General features: G+C 63.7%; 17 protein-coding genes and 1 pseudogene. 4 read left to right on the forward strand and 14 right to left on the reverse strand.

The window, feature by feature from the left end:
* Positions 1-35 precede the first annotated feature (35 nt).
* Entirely contained in the window at positions 36-1,697 is a 1,662-nt protein-coding gene (locus tag ABIB49_RS05920; protein WP_282359742.1) for a sensor histidine kinase, read from the forward strand.
* Here the strand turns inward: ABIB49_RS05920 and ABIB49_RS05925 are convergent.
* The 8 genes and pseudogenes from ABIB49_RS05925 to ABIB49_RS05960 form a co-directional block, all read right to left on the reverse strand.
* Complete coding sequence (locus ABIB49_RS05925; protein WP_282359743.1) at positions 1,694-2,602, reverse strand: tRNA pseudouridine synthase A; 909 nt, start codon at positions 2,600-2,602, stop codon at positions 1,694-1,696. The two genes, ABIB49_RS05920 and ABIB49_RS05925, sit on opposite strands and share 4 nt — an antisense overlap.
* A 31-nt stretch (positions 2,603-2,633) precedes the next feature.
* A complete protein-coding gene (rplQ, locus tag ABIB49_RS05930) occupies positions 2,634-3,191 on the reverse strand; it encodes a 50S ribosomal protein L17 (protein ID WP_253032186.1) in 558 nt (185 codons plus the stop codon).
* Positions 3,192-3,266: 75 nt separating this feature from the next.
* On the reverse strand, positions 3,267-4,277 hold the full coding sequence (locus ABIB49_RS05935) for a DNA-directed RNA polymerase subunit alpha (protein ID WP_024366109.1): 1,011 nt from the start codon (positions 4,275-4,277) through the stop codon (positions 3,267-3,269).
* A gap of 133 nt (positions 4,278-4,410) precedes the next feature.
* Entirely contained in the window at positions 4,411-4,812 is a 402-nt protein-coding gene (rpsK, locus tag ABIB49_RS05940; RefSeq protein ID WP_018773682.1) for a 30S ribosomal protein S11, read from the reverse strand.
* 41 nt (positions 4,813-4,853) lie between these two features.
* Positions 4,854-5,228 carry a 30S ribosomal protein S13 gene (rpsM, locus tag ABIB49_RS05945; protein ID WP_024366110.1) on the reverse strand — a complete coding sequence of 125 codons (375 nt, stop codon included), beginning with the start codon at positions 5,226-5,228 and terminating at the stop codon, positions 4,854-4,856.
* A gap of 174 nt (positions 5,229-5,402) precedes the next feature.
* Positions 5,403-5,516, reverse strand: a complete 114-nt coding sequence (gene rpmJ / locus ABIB49_RS05950) for a 50S ribosomal protein L36 (RefSeq protein WP_009358722.1) — start codon at positions 5,514-5,516, stop codon at positions 5,403-5,405.
* A 68-nt stretch (positions 5,517-5,584) separates the two neighbouring features.
* Positions 5,585-5,806 carry a translation initiation factor IF-1 gene (gene infA, locus ABIB49_RS05955; RefSeq protein ID WP_011775571.1) on the reverse strand — a complete coding sequence of 74 codons (222 nt, stop codon included), beginning with the start codon at positions 5,804-5,806 and terminating at the stop codon, positions 5,585-5,587.
* Between the two features lie 177 nt (positions 5,807-5,983).
* Positions 5,984-6,935, reverse strand: a pseudogene (locus ABIB49_RS05960) (P1 family peptidase).
* Positions 6,936-7,168: 233 nt separating this feature from the next.
* Between ABIB49_RS05960 and ABIB49_RS05965 the strand changes: the two are divergent.
* The 3 genes from ABIB49_RS05965 (at position 7,169) to ABIB49_RS05975 (ending at position 10,457) form a co-directional block, all read left to right on the forward strand.
* On the forward strand, positions 7,169-8,119 hold the full coding sequence (locus ABIB49_RS05965) for a carbohydrate ABC transporter permease (protein WP_226774745.1): 951 nt from the start codon (positions 7,169-7,171) through the stop codon (positions 8,117-8,119).
* On the forward strand, positions 8,116-9,036 hold the full coding sequence (locus ABIB49_RS05970) for a carbohydrate ABC transporter permease (protein WP_396021270.1): 921 nt from the start codon (positions 8,116-8,118) through the stop codon (positions 9,034-9,036). Before ABIB49_RS05965 ends, ABIB49_RS05970 begins: the two co-directional genes overlap by 4 nt.
* Before the next feature lie 74 nt (positions 9,037-9,110).
* On the forward strand, positions 9,111-10,457 hold the full coding sequence (locus ABIB49_RS05975; RefSeq protein WP_226774746.1) for an ABC transporter substrate-binding protein: 1,347 nt from the start codon (positions 9,111-9,113) through the stop codon (positions 10,455-10,457).
* Between the two features lie 86 nt (positions 10,458-10,543).
* Here ABIB49_RS05975 and map read toward each other — a convergent pair whose 3' ends face one another.
* The 6 genes from map to rpsE form a co-directional block, all read right to left on the reverse strand.
* Entirely contained in the window at positions 10,544-11,371 is an 828-nt protein-coding gene (gene map, locus ABIB49_RS05980; protein ID WP_226774747.1) for a type I methionyl aminopeptidase, read from the reverse strand.
* Positions 11,372-11,474: 103 nt separating this feature from the next.
* Positions 11,475-12,044, reverse strand: a complete 570-nt coding sequence (locus ABIB49_RS05985; RefSeq protein WP_226774812.1) for an adenylate kinase — start codon at positions 12,042-12,044, stop codon at positions 11,475-11,477.
* Between the two features lie 5 nt (positions 12,045-12,049).
* Complete coding sequence (gene secY / locus ABIB49_RS05990) at positions 12,050-13,360, reverse strand: preprotein translocase subunit SecY (protein WP_253032183.1); 1,311 nt, start codon at positions 13,358-13,360, stop codon at positions 12,050-12,052.
* Positions 13,361-13,545: 185 nt separating this feature from the next.
* Positions 13,546-14,040, reverse strand: coding sequence for a 50S ribosomal protein L15 (rplO, locus tag ABIB49_RS05995; protein WP_058931722.1), 495 nt, complete (start codon positions 14,038-14,040; stop codon positions 13,546-13,548).
* Complete coding sequence (gene rpmD, locus ABIB49_RS06000) at positions 14,041-14,247, reverse strand: 50S ribosomal protein L30 (protein WP_160664304.1); 207 nt, start codon at positions 14,245-14,247, stop codon at positions 14,041-14,043.
* A 3-nt stretch (positions 14,248-14,250) separates the two neighbouring features.
* Positions 14,251-14,934, reverse strand: a complete 684-nt coding sequence (rpsE, locus tag ABIB49_RS06005) for a 30S ribosomal protein S5 (RefSeq protein WP_226774750.1) — start codon at positions 14,932-14,934, stop codon at positions 14,251-14,253.
* Positions 14,935-14,951: the final 17 nt, after the last annotated feature.

Consider the following 14,951-nt stretch of genomic DNA (forward strand, 5'->3'; position numbering starts at 1 on the left):
TAAAACTGGAGCAGCGAGGAAGGAGTAAGGCTTCAGTGAGTGAACAGCAACTGGTCCGAAGGGTGGACGGCTACTTCAGTGCCTTGGGGCCTCGGGTGCGGTCGCTGGCCTGCCAGCTGCCGCTGGCGGTGGCCATGGTCGCCGTCGTCCTGGCATCACCCGCCGGCTGGCAAGTGCTCTTCAGTGATCCGGTGTTTCTTTTCGCCGTGGCACTGCACACGGTGGCCCTGCTGGCATGCGTTGTGGTGCCGTGGGAACGTCTCGGACGGCTCGCCCCGCTGATGATCCCGCTTCTGGATCTCGTCGCGATCGGGTTCAGCGGCAGCCCCGCGGGCCTGTCCAGCGTCGGCGTGCTTTCCATCCTGCCGGTGGTCTGGATCTCCAGCTCCGGCTTGCCCACAGCTGCCTGCCTGTCCATCAGCTTCTTCGGGCCGCTTCTGGCCGTCCTGCCGTGGATCCCGGCCAACGCCGCCGGGCCGGACCGGATCGCAGTGCTGCTGCTCCTGCCGGGCACGGCGCTTGCCGTGTCGGTTGCCCTGCGATATGCCCGCCTGCGGGTGCACCAGGAGCAACGGCGAATCGAAGCCAAGGAGTCCCAGCTGCAGGCCTTGCTCGCTGCCAGCAGGGCACGCGAGCGGCTTCTCAAAACCATCCTGGACACTGTCGATGTTGGCATCGTCGCCGTCAACGCCGCGGGCGGGCGCCTGCTGACCAACAGCTGGCAAACGGCGTTGGAGGAATCCGCCACCCCTGCCGGCGCCGCGAAGGGTACGGACGAGTCACGGCTGCTGCTCACCGGGCAGGACCCTGAGACACCCCTCGCCCCGGAACGACGGCCGCTGCGGCGGGCGGCCTCCGGCGAGTGTTTCGCGGACTACCTGGTGCGCTTTGGCGAAGCCCCCGGCAACCGCGTGGTCTCCACTGGCGCGCGGCCGCTCAGGGACGACGACGGCGGATTCTGCGGCTCCGTCGTGGTGTTCACCGAGGTCACCGGACTGGTGGAGGCCCTCGCCGTCAGGGACGACATCGTCTCCACCGTCTCACATGAGTTCCGCACCCCGTTGACCTCGATCATCGGCAACCTGGACTTGGTCCTCGGTGATTCCGCGGAGCTCTCCACCACCACCGTGCGGCGGGTCGAAGTGGCCCAACGCAACGCCGAGCGCCTGCTGGCCCTTGTCTCGGACCTGTTGATGTCCGCGACCGCGACCGTCTACGTCCATCCGCGCCGGACTGACCTGACCAGCCTTGTGGAAGCGAGCCTCGGCTCGGCCCAAGCCCACGCCCACGCGTCCCGGGTCTTGCTGACCATGGACCTGCCGGACCCGCTCTGGGCCGATGTTGATCCGCTGCGGATCAGCCAGGCCCTGGACAACCTCGTCTCCAATGCCATTAAGTACTCACCCGGCGGCGGCAGCGTCCACGTCTCCGCCAGTACGGCGGAGGGGCTGGTGCTGCTGCACGTGGAGGATGCCGGAATGGGGATGACCGCCAGCGACGCCGAACGGATCTTCACCCGGTTCTTCCGCAGCCCCGCGGTTCGTGAGGGCCCGATCCCCGGGGCCGGGCTGGGCCTGTCCATCACCAAGGCGATCATTGAGGGCCACGGCGGTTCCCTTAGCTGCAACACGCGTCCGGGCTGCGGGAGCACCTTCACCATGGTCCTGCCCGCCGAGGCCGCCCCGCCGGCCTTCTAATCCACTGCGGGCTGCTCTCGGCGCCGCGCCCGGGTCAACTCGGCCCTAGCCAGCAGCCCGCTTGCCGAAGGGTAGGCCACTTCCTCCAGCACCAGTGGATGCGGGGCGGCCAGAACGGATTTGGCATCACGCTGGCGGGCCACCAGCCGCTCGAAGAGCCAGTCCGGCGTCTCGATGCCGGCCCCCACGAACAGCGCTGATCCAACCAACGACCGGACCATGTTGTGGCAAAACGCATCAGCCTGGACCGTGGCCACTAGTACCCCGTCGGCACCGCGGGCGAACTCGAAGCGCTGGAGCTCCCGGATGGTGGTGGCGCCCTGCCGCGGTTTGCAGTACGAACGGAAATCCTGGAGGCCCAGCAACTGGGAGGCACCCTCGTTGAGCAACACGACGTTCAACTGTTCCGGGTGCCACAGGGTGGAGCTCCGCCCCAATGGATCCCAGAGCGCCGGCCCGTCAGCAATCCGGTAGCTGTAGCGGCGCCAGAGCGCTGAGAACCGGGCGTCAAAGCCCTCCGGGGCGATGGCGACCCTATGGACCTCAATGGCGCCGGTGAGGTCGCCGAGACCACGGCTTAGGGAGCCGCGGAGGCGGCGGAGCAGGGCCACTGCGGGGTCCAGTTCCACGCCGCGGTTCAGGCCCGTCCACTCTGCCGCACTGAGGTCAACGTGCACGACCTGTCCGCGGGCGTGCACCCCGGCGTCGGTCCGCCCGGCGACGGTGACCCTGACGGGCCGGCGGATCAGCATCGCAATGGCGTCCTCGAGCGTGCCCTGGACAGTTCGCCGGCCGGGCTGGACGGCCCACCCGCTGAAGGGCCCGCCGTCGTACGCAAGATCCAGCCGGATACGCAAAAACCCGCCGCCCCCTCGGACGGGGGCAACGGGTTTCTGGTCGTTCATAGACTTAAGTCTAGGCGAAGAAGTCAGCGAATTACTTCGCGTCCTTGGACTCTGCGGCGGCTTCCTCAGCGGCCGGAGCCTCTTCGGCAGCAACTGCTTCCGTCTCGGTGACCTCGGCGGCCGGAGCCTCTTCTGTCTCGGCAGCGTCGGTCTCAGCAACCGGGGCCGCCTTGTCGGCGTCGCGCTTGGCGGCGGAGGTAGCCTCGGCTACGACTGCCTGCTTCGCGGAAACCGGCTCGAGAACCAGTTCAATGACAGCCATGGGAGCGTTGTCGCCCTTACGGTTGCCGATCTTGGTGATGCGGGTGTAGCCGCCGTTGCGGTTCTCCACTGCCTGCGCAATGTCGGTGAACAGCTCGTGGACGATGCCCTTGTCGCTGATCAAGCCGAGTACACGGCGGCGGGAAGCCAGGTCGCCGCGCTTGGCGAAAGTCACCAGGCGCTCGGCGTACGGCTTCAGTCGCTTGGCCTTGGTCACCGTGGTGGTGATCCGCTTGTGCTCGAACAGTGCGGCGGACAGGTTCGCGAGCATCAGGCGCTCGTGACTTGCTCCGCCTCCGAGGCGCGGACCCTTAGCGGGGGTAGGCATAATAGTTTCTCCTCATATGGAAGCCGTTGGGCTGCGCACCGTGGTGCATCCAGCCGGCAGGCCAAGATCTGTTTGTTAGAGCTCGTCGTCGCTGAACGCGGCGTCGTCCTCTTCAATTGCTGCGGCGCGTGCTGCGAGGTCAAATCCGGGAGGGGAGTCCTTGAGGGACAGGCCCAGTTCAACAAGCTTTGCCTTGACCTCATCAATGGACTTCGCACCGAAGTTACGGATGTCCATCAGGTCAGCCTCGGAGCGGGCAACGAGTTCACCCACGGTGTGGATGCCCTCACGCTTGAGGCAGTTGTAGGAACGGACGGTGAGGTCCAGATCCTCGATCGGCAAGGCCATGTCTGCTGCCAGCGCAGCATCCGTCGGCGACGGGCCAATCTCGATACCTTCAGCTGCGGTGTTCAGCTCGCGGGCCAGACCGAACAGTTCCACCAGGGTGGTACCTGCCGAAGCAACCGCATCGCGCGGGGCGATGGCCTGCTTGGTCTCGACGTCGACAATCAGCTTGTCGAAGTCAGTGCGCTGCTCAACACGGGTAGCTTCCACGCGGAAAGTAACCTTCAGCACCGGCGAGTAGATCGAGTCGACCGGGATGCGGCCAATCTCGGAGTCGCCGGACTTGTTCTGAGCGGCCGAAACGTAGCCGCGGCCGCGCTCGATGGTCAGTTCGAGTTCGAACTTGCCCTTCGAGTTCAGTGTGGCAATGTGCAGATCCGGGTTGTGGAATTCGACGCCGGCCGGCGGAGCGATGTCCGCGGCCGTGACGACTCCCGGGCCCTGCTTGCGCAGGTAAGCAACAACCGGCTCGTCGTGCTCGGAGGAGACCGAGAGGTTCTTGATGTTAAGGATGATCTCAGTGACATCTTCCTTGACACCCGGAACCGTGGTGAACTCGTGCAGCACGCCATCGATCCGGATGCTCGTGACAGAGGCACCGGGGATGGAGGAGAGCAGGGTACGGCGGAGGGAATTTCCGAGGGTGTATCCGAAGCCGGGCTCCAACGGTTCAATGATGAAACGGGAGCGGTTGTCGGAGACGACCTCTTCGGAGAGGGTGGGGCGCTGTGCAATGAGCACTTAGGTTTCCTTTCGGCGAGCATCCGCTATATGACGCAACACAGGTGGTGGAAAGATCGGTCTGAGGACTTAACGCCGCCGGGCTTGCCCGGACCATCGAAGGTCCGGGCAAGCACCGGTGCGTTGGAAAGCCTTAGACGCGGCGGCGCTTCGGCGGACGGCAACCGTTGTGGGCGCTGGGGGTTACATCCTGGATGGATCCAACCTCAAGGCCAGCGGCCTGCAGTGAACGGATAGCCGTTTCGCGACCCGAACCCGGGCCCTTGACGAATACGTCAACCTTGCGCATACCGTGCTCCTGCGCACGCTTTGCGGCGGCTTCGGCGGCCATCTGGGCTGCGAACGGGGTGGACTTACGTGAGCCCTTGAAGCCAACCTCACCGGAGGAAGCCCAGGAGATGACAGCACCGTTCGGATCCGTGATGGAAACGATGGTGTTGTTAAAGGTGCTCTTGATGTGCGCCTGGCCCAGCGCGATATTCTTTTTGTCCTTCTTACGCGGCTTGCGAACCGCGCCACGAGTCTTCGGGGGCATTATTTCTCCTACAGAAAGTTATCGGGTGGAAGACGAGCGGTTTAGCGCGTCTTCTTCTTGCCTGCGACGGTGCGCTTCGGGCCCTTGCGGGTACGTGCGTTCGTCTTTGTACGCTGTCCGCGCACTGGCAGGCCCTTGCGATGGCGAATACCTTCATAGCTGCCGATTTCCACCTTGCGGCGGATATCTGCTGCTACTTCGCGGCGAAGGTCACCTTCAACCTTGTAGTTGCCTTCAATGTAATCACGCAGCTGGACGAGCTCGGCGTCGGACAGGTCCTTGACCCGAACGTCCGCGCTGATGCCGGTGGCAGCCAGGGTTTCGTGTGCACGGGTCTTGCCCACGCCGTAGATGTAAGTAAGCGCAATTTCCAACCGCTTTTCGCGGGGAATGTCTACGCCAGCGAGACGAGCCATAGAGGCAGTGCTCCTTGAATAAACCGGAGGTCGTAGGCAGTACACCCGCACGGTGCGTGCGGCCCCAGCCTCCGACCGGGGGTTAGCTGTCCGGGCCCATACGTCCCAGATCAGCTTGTGCTGCCTTTTATTTACTTGCGTGGGTTAGCAACCCAGGATTTCCCGAAAGGGAAATTAGCCCTGGCGCTGCTTGTGGCGCGGGTTCTCGCAGATCACCATGACCCGGCCATTACGGCGGATCACTTTGCACTTTTCGCAGATCTGCTTGACGCTCGGCTTGACCTTCATGGCGTTCCTTTGCGTGTTGCAGTGGTCAGCTGGACCGGCCTTCGGCTGTTGCCTTGGCCGTCCAGTGTTTACTTGTAGCGGTAGACGATACGACCACGTGTCAGGTCGTACGGGCTCAGCTCCACCACTACCCGGTCCTCAGGGAGAATCCTGATGTAGTGCTGGCGCATCTTTCCAGAGATGTGTGCCAGAACGACGTGCTTGTTGGTGAGCTCAACGCGAAACATCGCGTTAGGCAGCGCCTCAGTCACAACGCCCTCGATCTCAATGACCCCGTCCTTCTTGGCCATACCCTCCGCTAACTGTTGTTTGCCGCAGCCCTTCCGGTTGCACCGGAAATGACCACGGACGTTTTTGATTGATTGGCTGATGCCTCCCGGCCACAAAAGGGCACAACAGGGCAGACAACCAACAGACAACACTACGGCATTGCCGCCGAAATGTTAAATCCAGCAATCGTAGCGCACTCAGCGTCCGTATGCACCAAAGTGGCCCGCCGGAGTGCTCACGGCCCGCGCGCTGGCGATCCCGTCCAGGATCGCCAGGCGGACGACGTCGGCAGCCGCACTTTGCAGGCTGATCAGGCTCCCCTGCCGAGCCGCCTCGCTGCTGCGGTCCAGCGACAGGGCGCCGGTGGCGAGGCAAAAGACGGTGTCGCCGTCGGCCAGGGTGTGGCTGGGATACAGTGCCCGCGCCAGGCCGGCATGCGCCGCCGAAGCGGTGCGTTTGCATTCGGCTTTGTCCAGGACCGCATTGGTGGCTACAACGGCAAGGGTGGTGTTGAGCGGCGGCGCAGCCGTGGCTTTCGCTTGCCGATCAGTGATCGCGCCGGAACCCTCGTAGGGCAGGCCCAGGGCGTTAACTACGGCGAGGGCCCCGACCACGACGCCGTTCTCCAGCGTGATCGAGGCTGTGCCTATGCCGCCCTTATAGGTCCCCCGGCCAATGAGGGCGCCGGTGCCGGCGCCTACGTTGCCTCGTTCGACGGCGTGCCCTTCAGTGCGGCCGGCCGCGTCCGCTGTGGCCGCGTAGCCCATGGCGGCGTCCCGGGCGGGCAGCAAAGTCGCCGCCGCGGCCAAGGTCGAAGATTGCCGCCGCCGGCACGATTGGGACCAGTCCGCCGGGCACGGTTAACCCGCGGCCGTGCTCCTCGCACCAGCGCTGGGCCCCGCCGGCGGCGGCCAGGCCGTAGGCGCTCCCTCCGGTGAGTACGACGGCGTCAACGGTGCGGGTCAGGGTTGTGGGGTCCAGCGCGTCGGTTTCATGCGTTCCTGGGCCGCCGCCGCGGACGTCGACGGAGCCCGCAGTGCCGGCCGGAGCGAGCACCACCGTCACCCCGCTGAGCCACCCGGCGGCCGTCCTTTCCGTGTGGCCCACCCGGATTCCCGGCACGTCCGTGATCGAAGTGATTGCAGTCATGGGTCCATTGTGCGCGCAGCCGCCGTGAACATGACCGGCGCACATCACACGGTCCCGGGCGAACTTTGTGTAATACTGCAACCAACATTAGGTAAACGGGCACGGAAGCCTGCCAAAACAATGCTCCGACCGGGGCTTGATCGGGGTTCCGCCCACCACCTGTGTGGTGAAGTGTTGTTGATCCCCCGCCCACTTGCCTGCCATCGGCAGGCCCGGATCCGTTAGAGACCCCTATGACACGACAATTGACCGAGAGTCCTCCGGCTATCGCCCGGACTGTCGCACCGGACCCGCGCCGGGGACGCTGGTCCAACCGGACCCGCCGGGATTTTATGGTCTTCCTGGCGCTGGCCCTGCCAAACCTTGCACTGATAGCGGTGTTTACCTACCTGCCGCTGATCAATAACATCTACTACTCCACGCTTGACTGGACCCTTGGCTCCGCTTCCGCCACGGTCGTCGGCTTCGACAACTACATCAACTTCTTCACCAGCGCCGACGCCGCCAAGGTCCTGGGGACCACCGCCGTCTTTACCGTTATCACCGTTGGCGGCTCCATGGTCCTCGGTTTGCTGGTAGCCCTCGCGTTGAACTCCAAAGTCCGCGGAACCACCTTCGCCCGGTCCGCCGTCTTTGCCCCCTACGTGCTCAGCGGTGTGGGCGTTGGGCTGGTCTGGCTGTTCATCTTTGATCCCGGCTACGGCGTGCTCGCCTGGCTGCTGCGAGGCTTCGGCCAGCAGAGCCCCCAGTGGATCAACGACCCGCAACTGTCCCTGGTGATGGTCATCATCGTCTATGTCTGGAAAAACCTCGGCTACTGCGCCGTCGTCTACCTCGCCGGGTTGCAGTCGCTCCCCCAGGATGTGATGGAGGCCGCCTCCCTGGACGGCGCCAACGGTTTCCGCCGCTTCGTCAGCATGTCGGTTCCGCTGCTCTCTCCCACAACCTTCTTCCTGCTGATCACCACAATGCTCAGCTCCCTGCAGGCCTTCGACCTGATCCGGATCATGACCCCGCTGGGCAACGGCACCAGCACCCTGATTTACGAGGCATACCTGCAGGCTTTCGGTGCCTTCAACCGGGCCGGCTACTCCGCCTCAATCTCCGTGATCCTCTTTGGCATCCTGCTCATCATCACCGTGCTGCAGGTGCGGTTCGTCGAACGGAAGGTGCACTACTCGTGAGCACACTCTCGCCCGTGAATCCCGATCCCCCGGCCGCAGCCGCCTCCGGCACCGAGGCTGAGGTGCCGCGCCAGCGGCCGTTTTCCCGCGCCAACCTGGTGCAGACAATCGCCGGCGGCTACGTCCCCCTCATCCTCGGCACCCTCGTCGTGGTCCTGCCACTGTTATGGATGGTCCTCAGTTCCCTCAAGCAACCCGGTGAAATCATCACCATGGACCTCAAGCTCCTGCCGGAGAGCGTAAACCTGGACAACTACCGCGTTGCGATGACCACCGTGCCGTTTGCCCAGTTCTTCCTCAACAGCCTGATTGTGACTACCGTGGGCGCCACCGTGAAGGTGATCCTGGCCATCCTGACCGCCTACGCCCTGGTTTTTGTGCGCTTTCCCTTCAAGAACGCCATTTTCATTCTTATCCTGGTCGCGCTGATGGTGCCGCCGCAGGTTTCGATCCTGCCCAACTACATCCTGATCGCGGGCATGGGCGGAAAAAACACGCTGTGGGGCATCATCCTGCCCGGACTCGGCACCGCCTTCGGCACCTTCCTGCTGCGCCAGCATTTTATGACGCTGCCCGGCTCCATCCTGGAGGCTGCCGAGATCGACGGCGCGGGCCACTGGCGCCGGCTGTGGCAGGTCGCTGTCCCGGTCTCCGGCCCCTCCATAGCCACCGTCGCCCTGGTCACAGTGGTGAGCGAATGGAACGACTACATCTGGCCCCTTATCATTACCGACCGGCCGGAAACCATGACACTGCCCGTCGGCCTGACGCTGTTGCAGAACTCGGAAGGAAACGGCTCCGGCTGGGGCATCCTGATGGCCGGCGCCGTACTGGTCATTGTGCCCATCCTCTTGGTCTTTGCCGCCCTGCAGCGCTATATCGTCGCCGGCCTCACCCAGGGCAGCGTCACCGGATGACACAGCGCTCGAAAGTTCCCCTGCCCACAACGTCTACACCGTTCAACGAGTCAGCATCATCGAGAGGATCCACCATGGCATCGAATCTTGGCCGAAGGCACTTCCTGGGACTGGCCGGCGCAGGCGCCGGCGCCGCTGCGCTGTCTGCCTGCGGCGGCCCGTCCACCGGCGGCACTGCGGCAGCAACCACCGCCGCCGACATCGACTTCAACGGCGTCAAGCCGGCAGCTTCGATCGATTTCTGGAGCAACCACCCGGGCAAGTCCCAGGACGTGGAAAAAGCCATGATCGACAAGTTCCAGGCCAAATTCCCGGAGATCAAAGTCAACCTCGTCACCGCCGGGGCGAACTACGAGGAAATCGCACAGAAGTTCCAAACATCCCAGGCCGCCAAGTCAGGCCTTCCGGGCCTTGTGGTGCTCTCCGATGTCTGGTGGTTCCGCTACTACACCAACGGCAACATCATCCCGCTGGACAGCCTGGTCAAGCAGCTGGACATCAAGGTGGGGGATTTCCAAAAGTCCCTGGTCGCCGACTACCAGTACGAGGACAAGCAGTGGGCGCTCCCCTACGGCCGCTCCACCCCGCTGTTCTACTACAACAAGGACCACTTCAAGGCAGCCGGGCTGCCGGACCGCGCGCCGAAGACGTGGCAGGAATTTGCCGAGTGGGCCCCTAAGCTGCAGGCCAGCTCCGGCGCCCAGTATGCCTACATTTACCCGGCCCTGGCCGGGTACGCCGGCTGGACATTGCAAAATAACCTGTGGGGTTGGGGCGGCAGCTGGTCCAATGAATGGTCCATCAACTGCGATTCCGCCGAGTCGGTCGCCGCGCTGCAGTGGGCCCAGGACTCCATCTTCAAGGACAAGTGGGCAGGCGTCTCCTCCAAGGAAGCTGCCGACGACTTCGCCGCGGGCATTACCTCATCAACGATCTCCTCAACGGGTTCGCTGTTGGGGGTCCTGAAGTCCGCGAAGTTTAATGTCGGCGTCGGCTACCTCCCGGGCGGACCCAAGAACGAGAGCCCTGTGTGCCCCACCGGCGGTGCGGGATTGGGCATCCCCAGCGGCGTCAGCAAGGAGGTCCAGCTCGCAGCAGCCATGTTCCTGAAGTTCATTACGGAACCGGAAAACACGGCAGACTTCTCCGCGGCCACCGGCTACATGCCCACCCGGACGTCCGCGGACATGACCGCTGTTCTCGCTGCCACCCCGCAGATCAAGACAGCCATGGACCAGCTCGCCGTGACGCGCGTGCAGGACAACGCGCGGGTGTTCCTGCCCGGCGCCGACCAGGAAATGGCCAAGTCCGCCGCGGCGATCCTCACCCAGCAGGGCGATGTCCAGGCGACAATGACGGCACTCAAAAGCACCTTGGAAGGGATCTACACCAAGGACGTGAAGCCTAAACTCAAGAGCTAAGTCCCTCCCACCCAACTGGCTCGCAGTTGTGGCCGTTTTGAGCACTCATAACGGCCACAACTGCGAGCTACTTGGGTTAAGCGGGTTTAGGGAATCGGGACGGGCACGACGCCGAACGGTTCCAGCTTCGCCGCTCCCCCGTCCGGCGCGGACAGAACCCAGATGCCCTTCTCGTGGACCGCAACGGAATGTTCCCACTGGCAGGACCGTTTGCCGTCGGTGGTCACGACTGTCCAGTCGTCGTCCAGGACAGCGGTTTCGATGCTGCCCCGGACCAGCATGGGTTCGATGGCCAGGCACAGCCCGGGACGGATCTTCGGTCCGCGGTGAGTGGTGCGGAAGTTCGGTACGTCCGGGGCCATATGCATTTCGGAACCGATGCCGTGGCCCACATAGTCCTCGAGGATGCCCAAGGCCTTGCCGGGCACGGAGGAAACGTAATCGTCGACGGCGTTCCCGACGTCGCCGACGAACTTCCCGGTCGCGAGGGCGGCAATCCCATGCCACATTGCGCTCTCGGTGACGTCGGAGAGCCTCTGGTCCTCAGGATCGGCCGTGCCCACGATAACGGTTCGCGCGGAGTCCGAGTGCCACCCGTCCAGGATCGCGCCGCCGTCGATCGAAAGGATATCCCCGTCCGCCAGGACGCGGCCGCCGGGGATGCCGTGCACTACTTCCTCGTTGACCGAGGTGCAGATGGTCGCGGGGAACCCGTGGTATCCGAGGAAATTCGATGTGGCACCAGCGTCCTTGAGGACGGCGGCGAACACAGCGTCAAGGTCTTTGGTGGTCTTCCCCGGGGCGGCCGCCGCTGTCGCGGCGTCAAGGGCCCGGCTGAGGACGAGCCCGGCCTGGTGCATGGAACGCATCTGGGCGTTGGTCTTGTATTCGATGCGTGGCTGGCCGAATGCCATTCGCAACTTCCTTTCGGTGGGGCCGGCCGCCCCGATGGGCGGATGGCCAAATGGCTGAGGCCCCTCCCGGTTCACGGGAGGGGCCTCAAGGTTCATGATCCGGTCAGGCCGACTGGGCCGCTTTGATCGCTTCCATCACACGGTCGGTGACCTCGTCGATGCCGCCAATGCCATCAACACGGGTCAGGATGCCACGCTCGGCGTACTTGGCGACGACGGCTTCCGTCTGGCCGTGGTAGAGGTCGAGGCGGTGCCGGATGACGGCTTCGTTGTCGTCGGAGCGTCCGGTTTCCCTGGCGCGGCCCAGCAGGCGGGTGACAAGCTCCTCGTCGTCGGCCGTCAGCTGCAGGACGACGTCGAGCTTCTGGTCCCCTTCGGCGAGGATCCCGTCGAGGTAGTCGACCTGCGCTGTGGTCCGCGGGTAGCCGTCGAGGAGGAAGCCGTTCCCGACGTCGCCCTCCTGCAGCCGGTCGCGAACCATCTTGTTGGTCACGCTGTCCGGGACAAAGTCGCCGGCGTCCATGTACTTCTTGGCTTCGATGCCCAACGGCGTCTCACCCTTGACGTTGGCGCGGAAGATATCTCCCGTGGAGATCGCAATAACGCCGAGGCGCTCAGAAATGCGTTCCGCCTGCGTACCCTTGCCGGATCCGGGAGGTCCGATAATCAACATTCTCGTCATCGCAAAAGCCCTTCGTAGTGACGCTGCTGTAGCTGCGCGTCAATCTGCTTGACGGTCTCCAACCCGACGCCGACCATAATCAGGATCGACGTACCACCGAACGGGAAGTTCTGGTTGGCGTTGATCAGGACCAGGGCGACCAGCGGGATAAGTGCAACAAAAGCGAGGTAAATGGCACCGGGAAGCGTGATCCTGGCAAGCACGTACTGCAGGTAATCTGCAGTCGGCTTGCCGGCACGGATACCCGGAATGAAGCCGCCGTACTTCTTCATGTTCTCAGATACTTCTTCAGGGTTGAAAGTGATCGCAACATAGAAGTAAGTGAAGAACACAATCATGGCGAAATAGAGCGCCATGTAGACGGGGTGGTCACCGCGGACCAGGTTGTTGTTGATCCACTCCACCCAGGGGGCCAGCTGCTCGCCGGGCTTGGGCTGGTTGAACTGCGAGATCAGGCCCGGCAGGTACAGCATCGACGAAGCGAAGATGACGGGAACGACGCCGGCCATGTTCACCTTGATCGGGATGTAGGTACTGGTGCCCCCCACGGTGCGGCGGCCGATCATGCGCTTGGCGTACTGCACCGGGATGCGCCGCTGGGACTGCTCCACAAAGACCACGGCGGCCACCGTCAGCAATCCGATGACCAGGACCAGGAAGAAGGTGCCCGGACCCTTGGAGGTCCAGATGGCACCCAGGGAGCCGGGGAAGCTGGAGACGATCGAGGTGAAGATGAGCAGCGACATGCCGTTGCCAACACCCTTTTCGGTCACAAGCTCGCCCATCCACATGATCAGGCCGGTGCCGGCCGTGAGCGTGATGATGATCAGGATGGTGGTCACGATGCCGGTGTCCGGGATGATCGGCAGCTGGCAGTTGGGCAGCAGTTGGCCGGAGCGGGCCAACGACACCAGGGTCGTGGCATTCAACAGGCCCAGCGCGATCGTAAGGTAACGCGTGTACTGCGTCAGCTTCGATTGGCCGGAGGCACCTTCTTCGTACAACATCTGGAACCGGGGAATAACCACCCGGAGCAGCTGGACGATGATACTGGCCGTGATGTAGGGCATGATGCCCAGGGCGAAGACGGACACCTGCAGCAGCGCACCGCCGCTAAACAGGTTGACGAGCTGGTAGATACCGCCCGAGGTCTGACCGTTCTGCAAGCATTGCTGGACATTCTGGTAGCTCACACCGGGCGAGGGGACAAAGGCACCCAAGCGGAAGATGGTGATGATTCCCAGCGTGAACAACAACTTGCGTCGCAGATCAGGCGTGCGAAAGGCCCGGCCAAATGCGCTAAGCAAGCGTCCTCCTGAGTATTAAGTAAAGTCGTGTGAGGCAGGTCAAATAAACCCAACAACCGAGTCTAACGGGTGGACGCGCCCTGCGAACAATCGCCGGACCGGGAAACGAGAAAAACTCCCGGCAGCCGGGGCCGAAGCCCCGGCTACCGGGAGTTTTCACAACGGGCAACTGCCCCGCCGCCTCCTTAGAGGGCGGTGGTGCTTCCGCCTGCTGCGGCAATCTTCTCTGCGGCGCTGGCCGAGAATGCGTGCACGGTGACGTCAACCTTGACGGTGATGTCACCGGTGCCCAGCACCTTGACGGGCTGGTTCTTGCGAACCGCACCCTTTTCGACCAGGTTCTCCACGGTGACTGCGCCACCTTCCGGGAACAGCTCGTTGAGCTTGTCCAGGTTTACTACCTGGAACTCAACCCGGAACGGGTTCTTGAAACCGCGCAGTTTCGGCAGGCGCATGTGCAGCGGCAACTGGCCGCCGGCAAAGCCAGCCTTGATCTGGTAGCGGGCCTTCGTACCCTTGGTACCGCGACCAGCGGTCTTACCCTTGGAACCTTCGCCACGACCAACACGGGTCTTGGCGGTCTTGGCACCCGGGGCGGGACGCAGGTGGTGAACCTTCAGTGCGTTCTGCTTCTCAGCAGCGGCGCCCTGTGCCTTTTCGGCGGTGTTCTTCTCTGCCATTTACTTCGCCTCCTCTACCTTTACCAGGTGCGGAACCGTGTTGAGCATTCCGACGGTCACGGCGTCGGCGGTGCGGACAACGGTGTGTCCGATCCGCTTCAGGCCGAGGGACCGAAGGGTGTCGCGCTGGTTCTGCTTGCCGCCAATGGCGGACTTGATCTGAGTGATCTCCAACTGTGCGTCGGAGACAAGCACGTTCTTAGCCAAGACTCAGACACCTGCCTTCTGGTTCAAAAGCGCCTTCACCATTGCCGGCGGAGCGATCTCGTCGAGCGGGAGGCCGCGGCGTGCTGCCACTGCTGCCGGCTCTTCGAGGCGCTTCAGCGCGTCAACGGTCGCGTGCACGATGTTGATGGCGTTGGAAGATCCGAGCGACTTGGAGAGGATGTCGTGGATGCCCACGCACTCCAGTACTGCACGGACCGGACCGCCGGCGATCACACCGGTACCGGCGGAAGCCGGACGCAGCATAACAACGCCTGCGGCGGCTTCACCCTGAACGCGGTGCGGGATGGTGCTGCCGATGCGGGGGACGCGGAAGAAGGACTTCTTGGCTTCTTCGACGCCCTTCGCGATGGCGGCAGGAACTTCCTTAGCCTTGCCGTAGCCAACGCCGACCATACCGTTGCCGTCACCGACGACGACGAGGGCGGTGAAGCTGAAGCGACGACCACCCTTGACGACCTTGGAAACACGGTTGATGGTTACGACGCGCTCTACGAACTGGCTCTTTTCGGCTTCACGGCCACCATCGCGGCCACCACGGCCACCACGGTCGCCACGGCCCTGGCCGCGGTCGCCACGCTCGCCGCGACGAGCGCCACCACGGGCGCCGTCAGCGGCAGCAGCAGGCGCAGCGGTCTCAGTTGCCGGAGCAGCTACAGCTTCAGTCACCTGAATGTCCTTTTCGT

The organism is Arthrobacter sp. UYCu512 (assembly GCF_040547075.1).
In the GTDB taxonomy this organism is placed as follows: domain Bacteria; phylum Actinomycetota; class Actinomycetes; order Actinomycetales; family Micrococcaceae; genus Arthrobacter.

Bases quoted from the DNA above. Each gene is read 5' to 3' on its own strand.
- ABIB49_RS05925 (WP_282359743.1), bottom strand. From the start codon at position 2,602: ATGAACGACCAGAAACCCGTTGCCCCCGTCCGAGGGGGCGGCGGGTTT.
- rplQ (WP_253032186.1), bottom strand. From the start codon at position 3,191: ATGCCTACCCCCGCTAAGGGTCCGCGCCTCGGAGGCGGAGCAAGTCAC.
- rpsK (WP_018773682.1), bottom strand. From the start codon at position 4,812: ATGCCCCCGAAGACTCGTGGCGCGGTTCGCAAGCCGCGTAAGAAGGAC.
- rpsM (WP_024366110.1), bottom strand. From the start codon at position 5,228: ATGGCTCGTCTCGCTGGCGTAGACATTCCCCGCGAAAAGCGGTTGGAA.
- rpmJ (WP_009358722.1), bottom strand. From the start codon at position 5,516: ATGAAGGTCAAGCCGAGCGTCAAGCAGATCTGCGAAAAGTGCAAAGTG.
- infA (WP_011775571.1), bottom strand. From the start codon at position 5,806: ATGGCCAAGAAGGACGGGGTCATTGAGATCGAGGGCGTTGTGACTGAG.
- ABIB49_RS05965 (WP_226774745.1), top strand. From the start codon at position 7,169: ATGACACGACAATTGACCGAGAGTCCTCCGGCTATCGCCCGGACTGTC.
- ABIB49_RS05975 (WP_226774746.1), top strand. From the start codon at position 9,111: ATGGCATCGAATCTTGGCCGAAGGCACTTCCTGGGACTGGCCGGCGCA.
- map (WP_226774747.1), bottom strand. From the start codon at position 11,371: ATGGCATTCGGCCAGCCACGCATCGAATACAAGACCAACGCCCAGATG.
- ABIB49_RS05985 (WP_226774812.1), bottom strand. From the start codon at position 12,044: ATGTTGATTATCGGACCTCCCGGATCCGGCAAGGGTACGCAGGCGGAA.
- rplO (WP_058931722.1), bottom strand. From the start codon at position 14,040: ATGGCAGAGAAGAACACCGCCGAAAAGGCACAGGGCGCCGCTGCTGAG.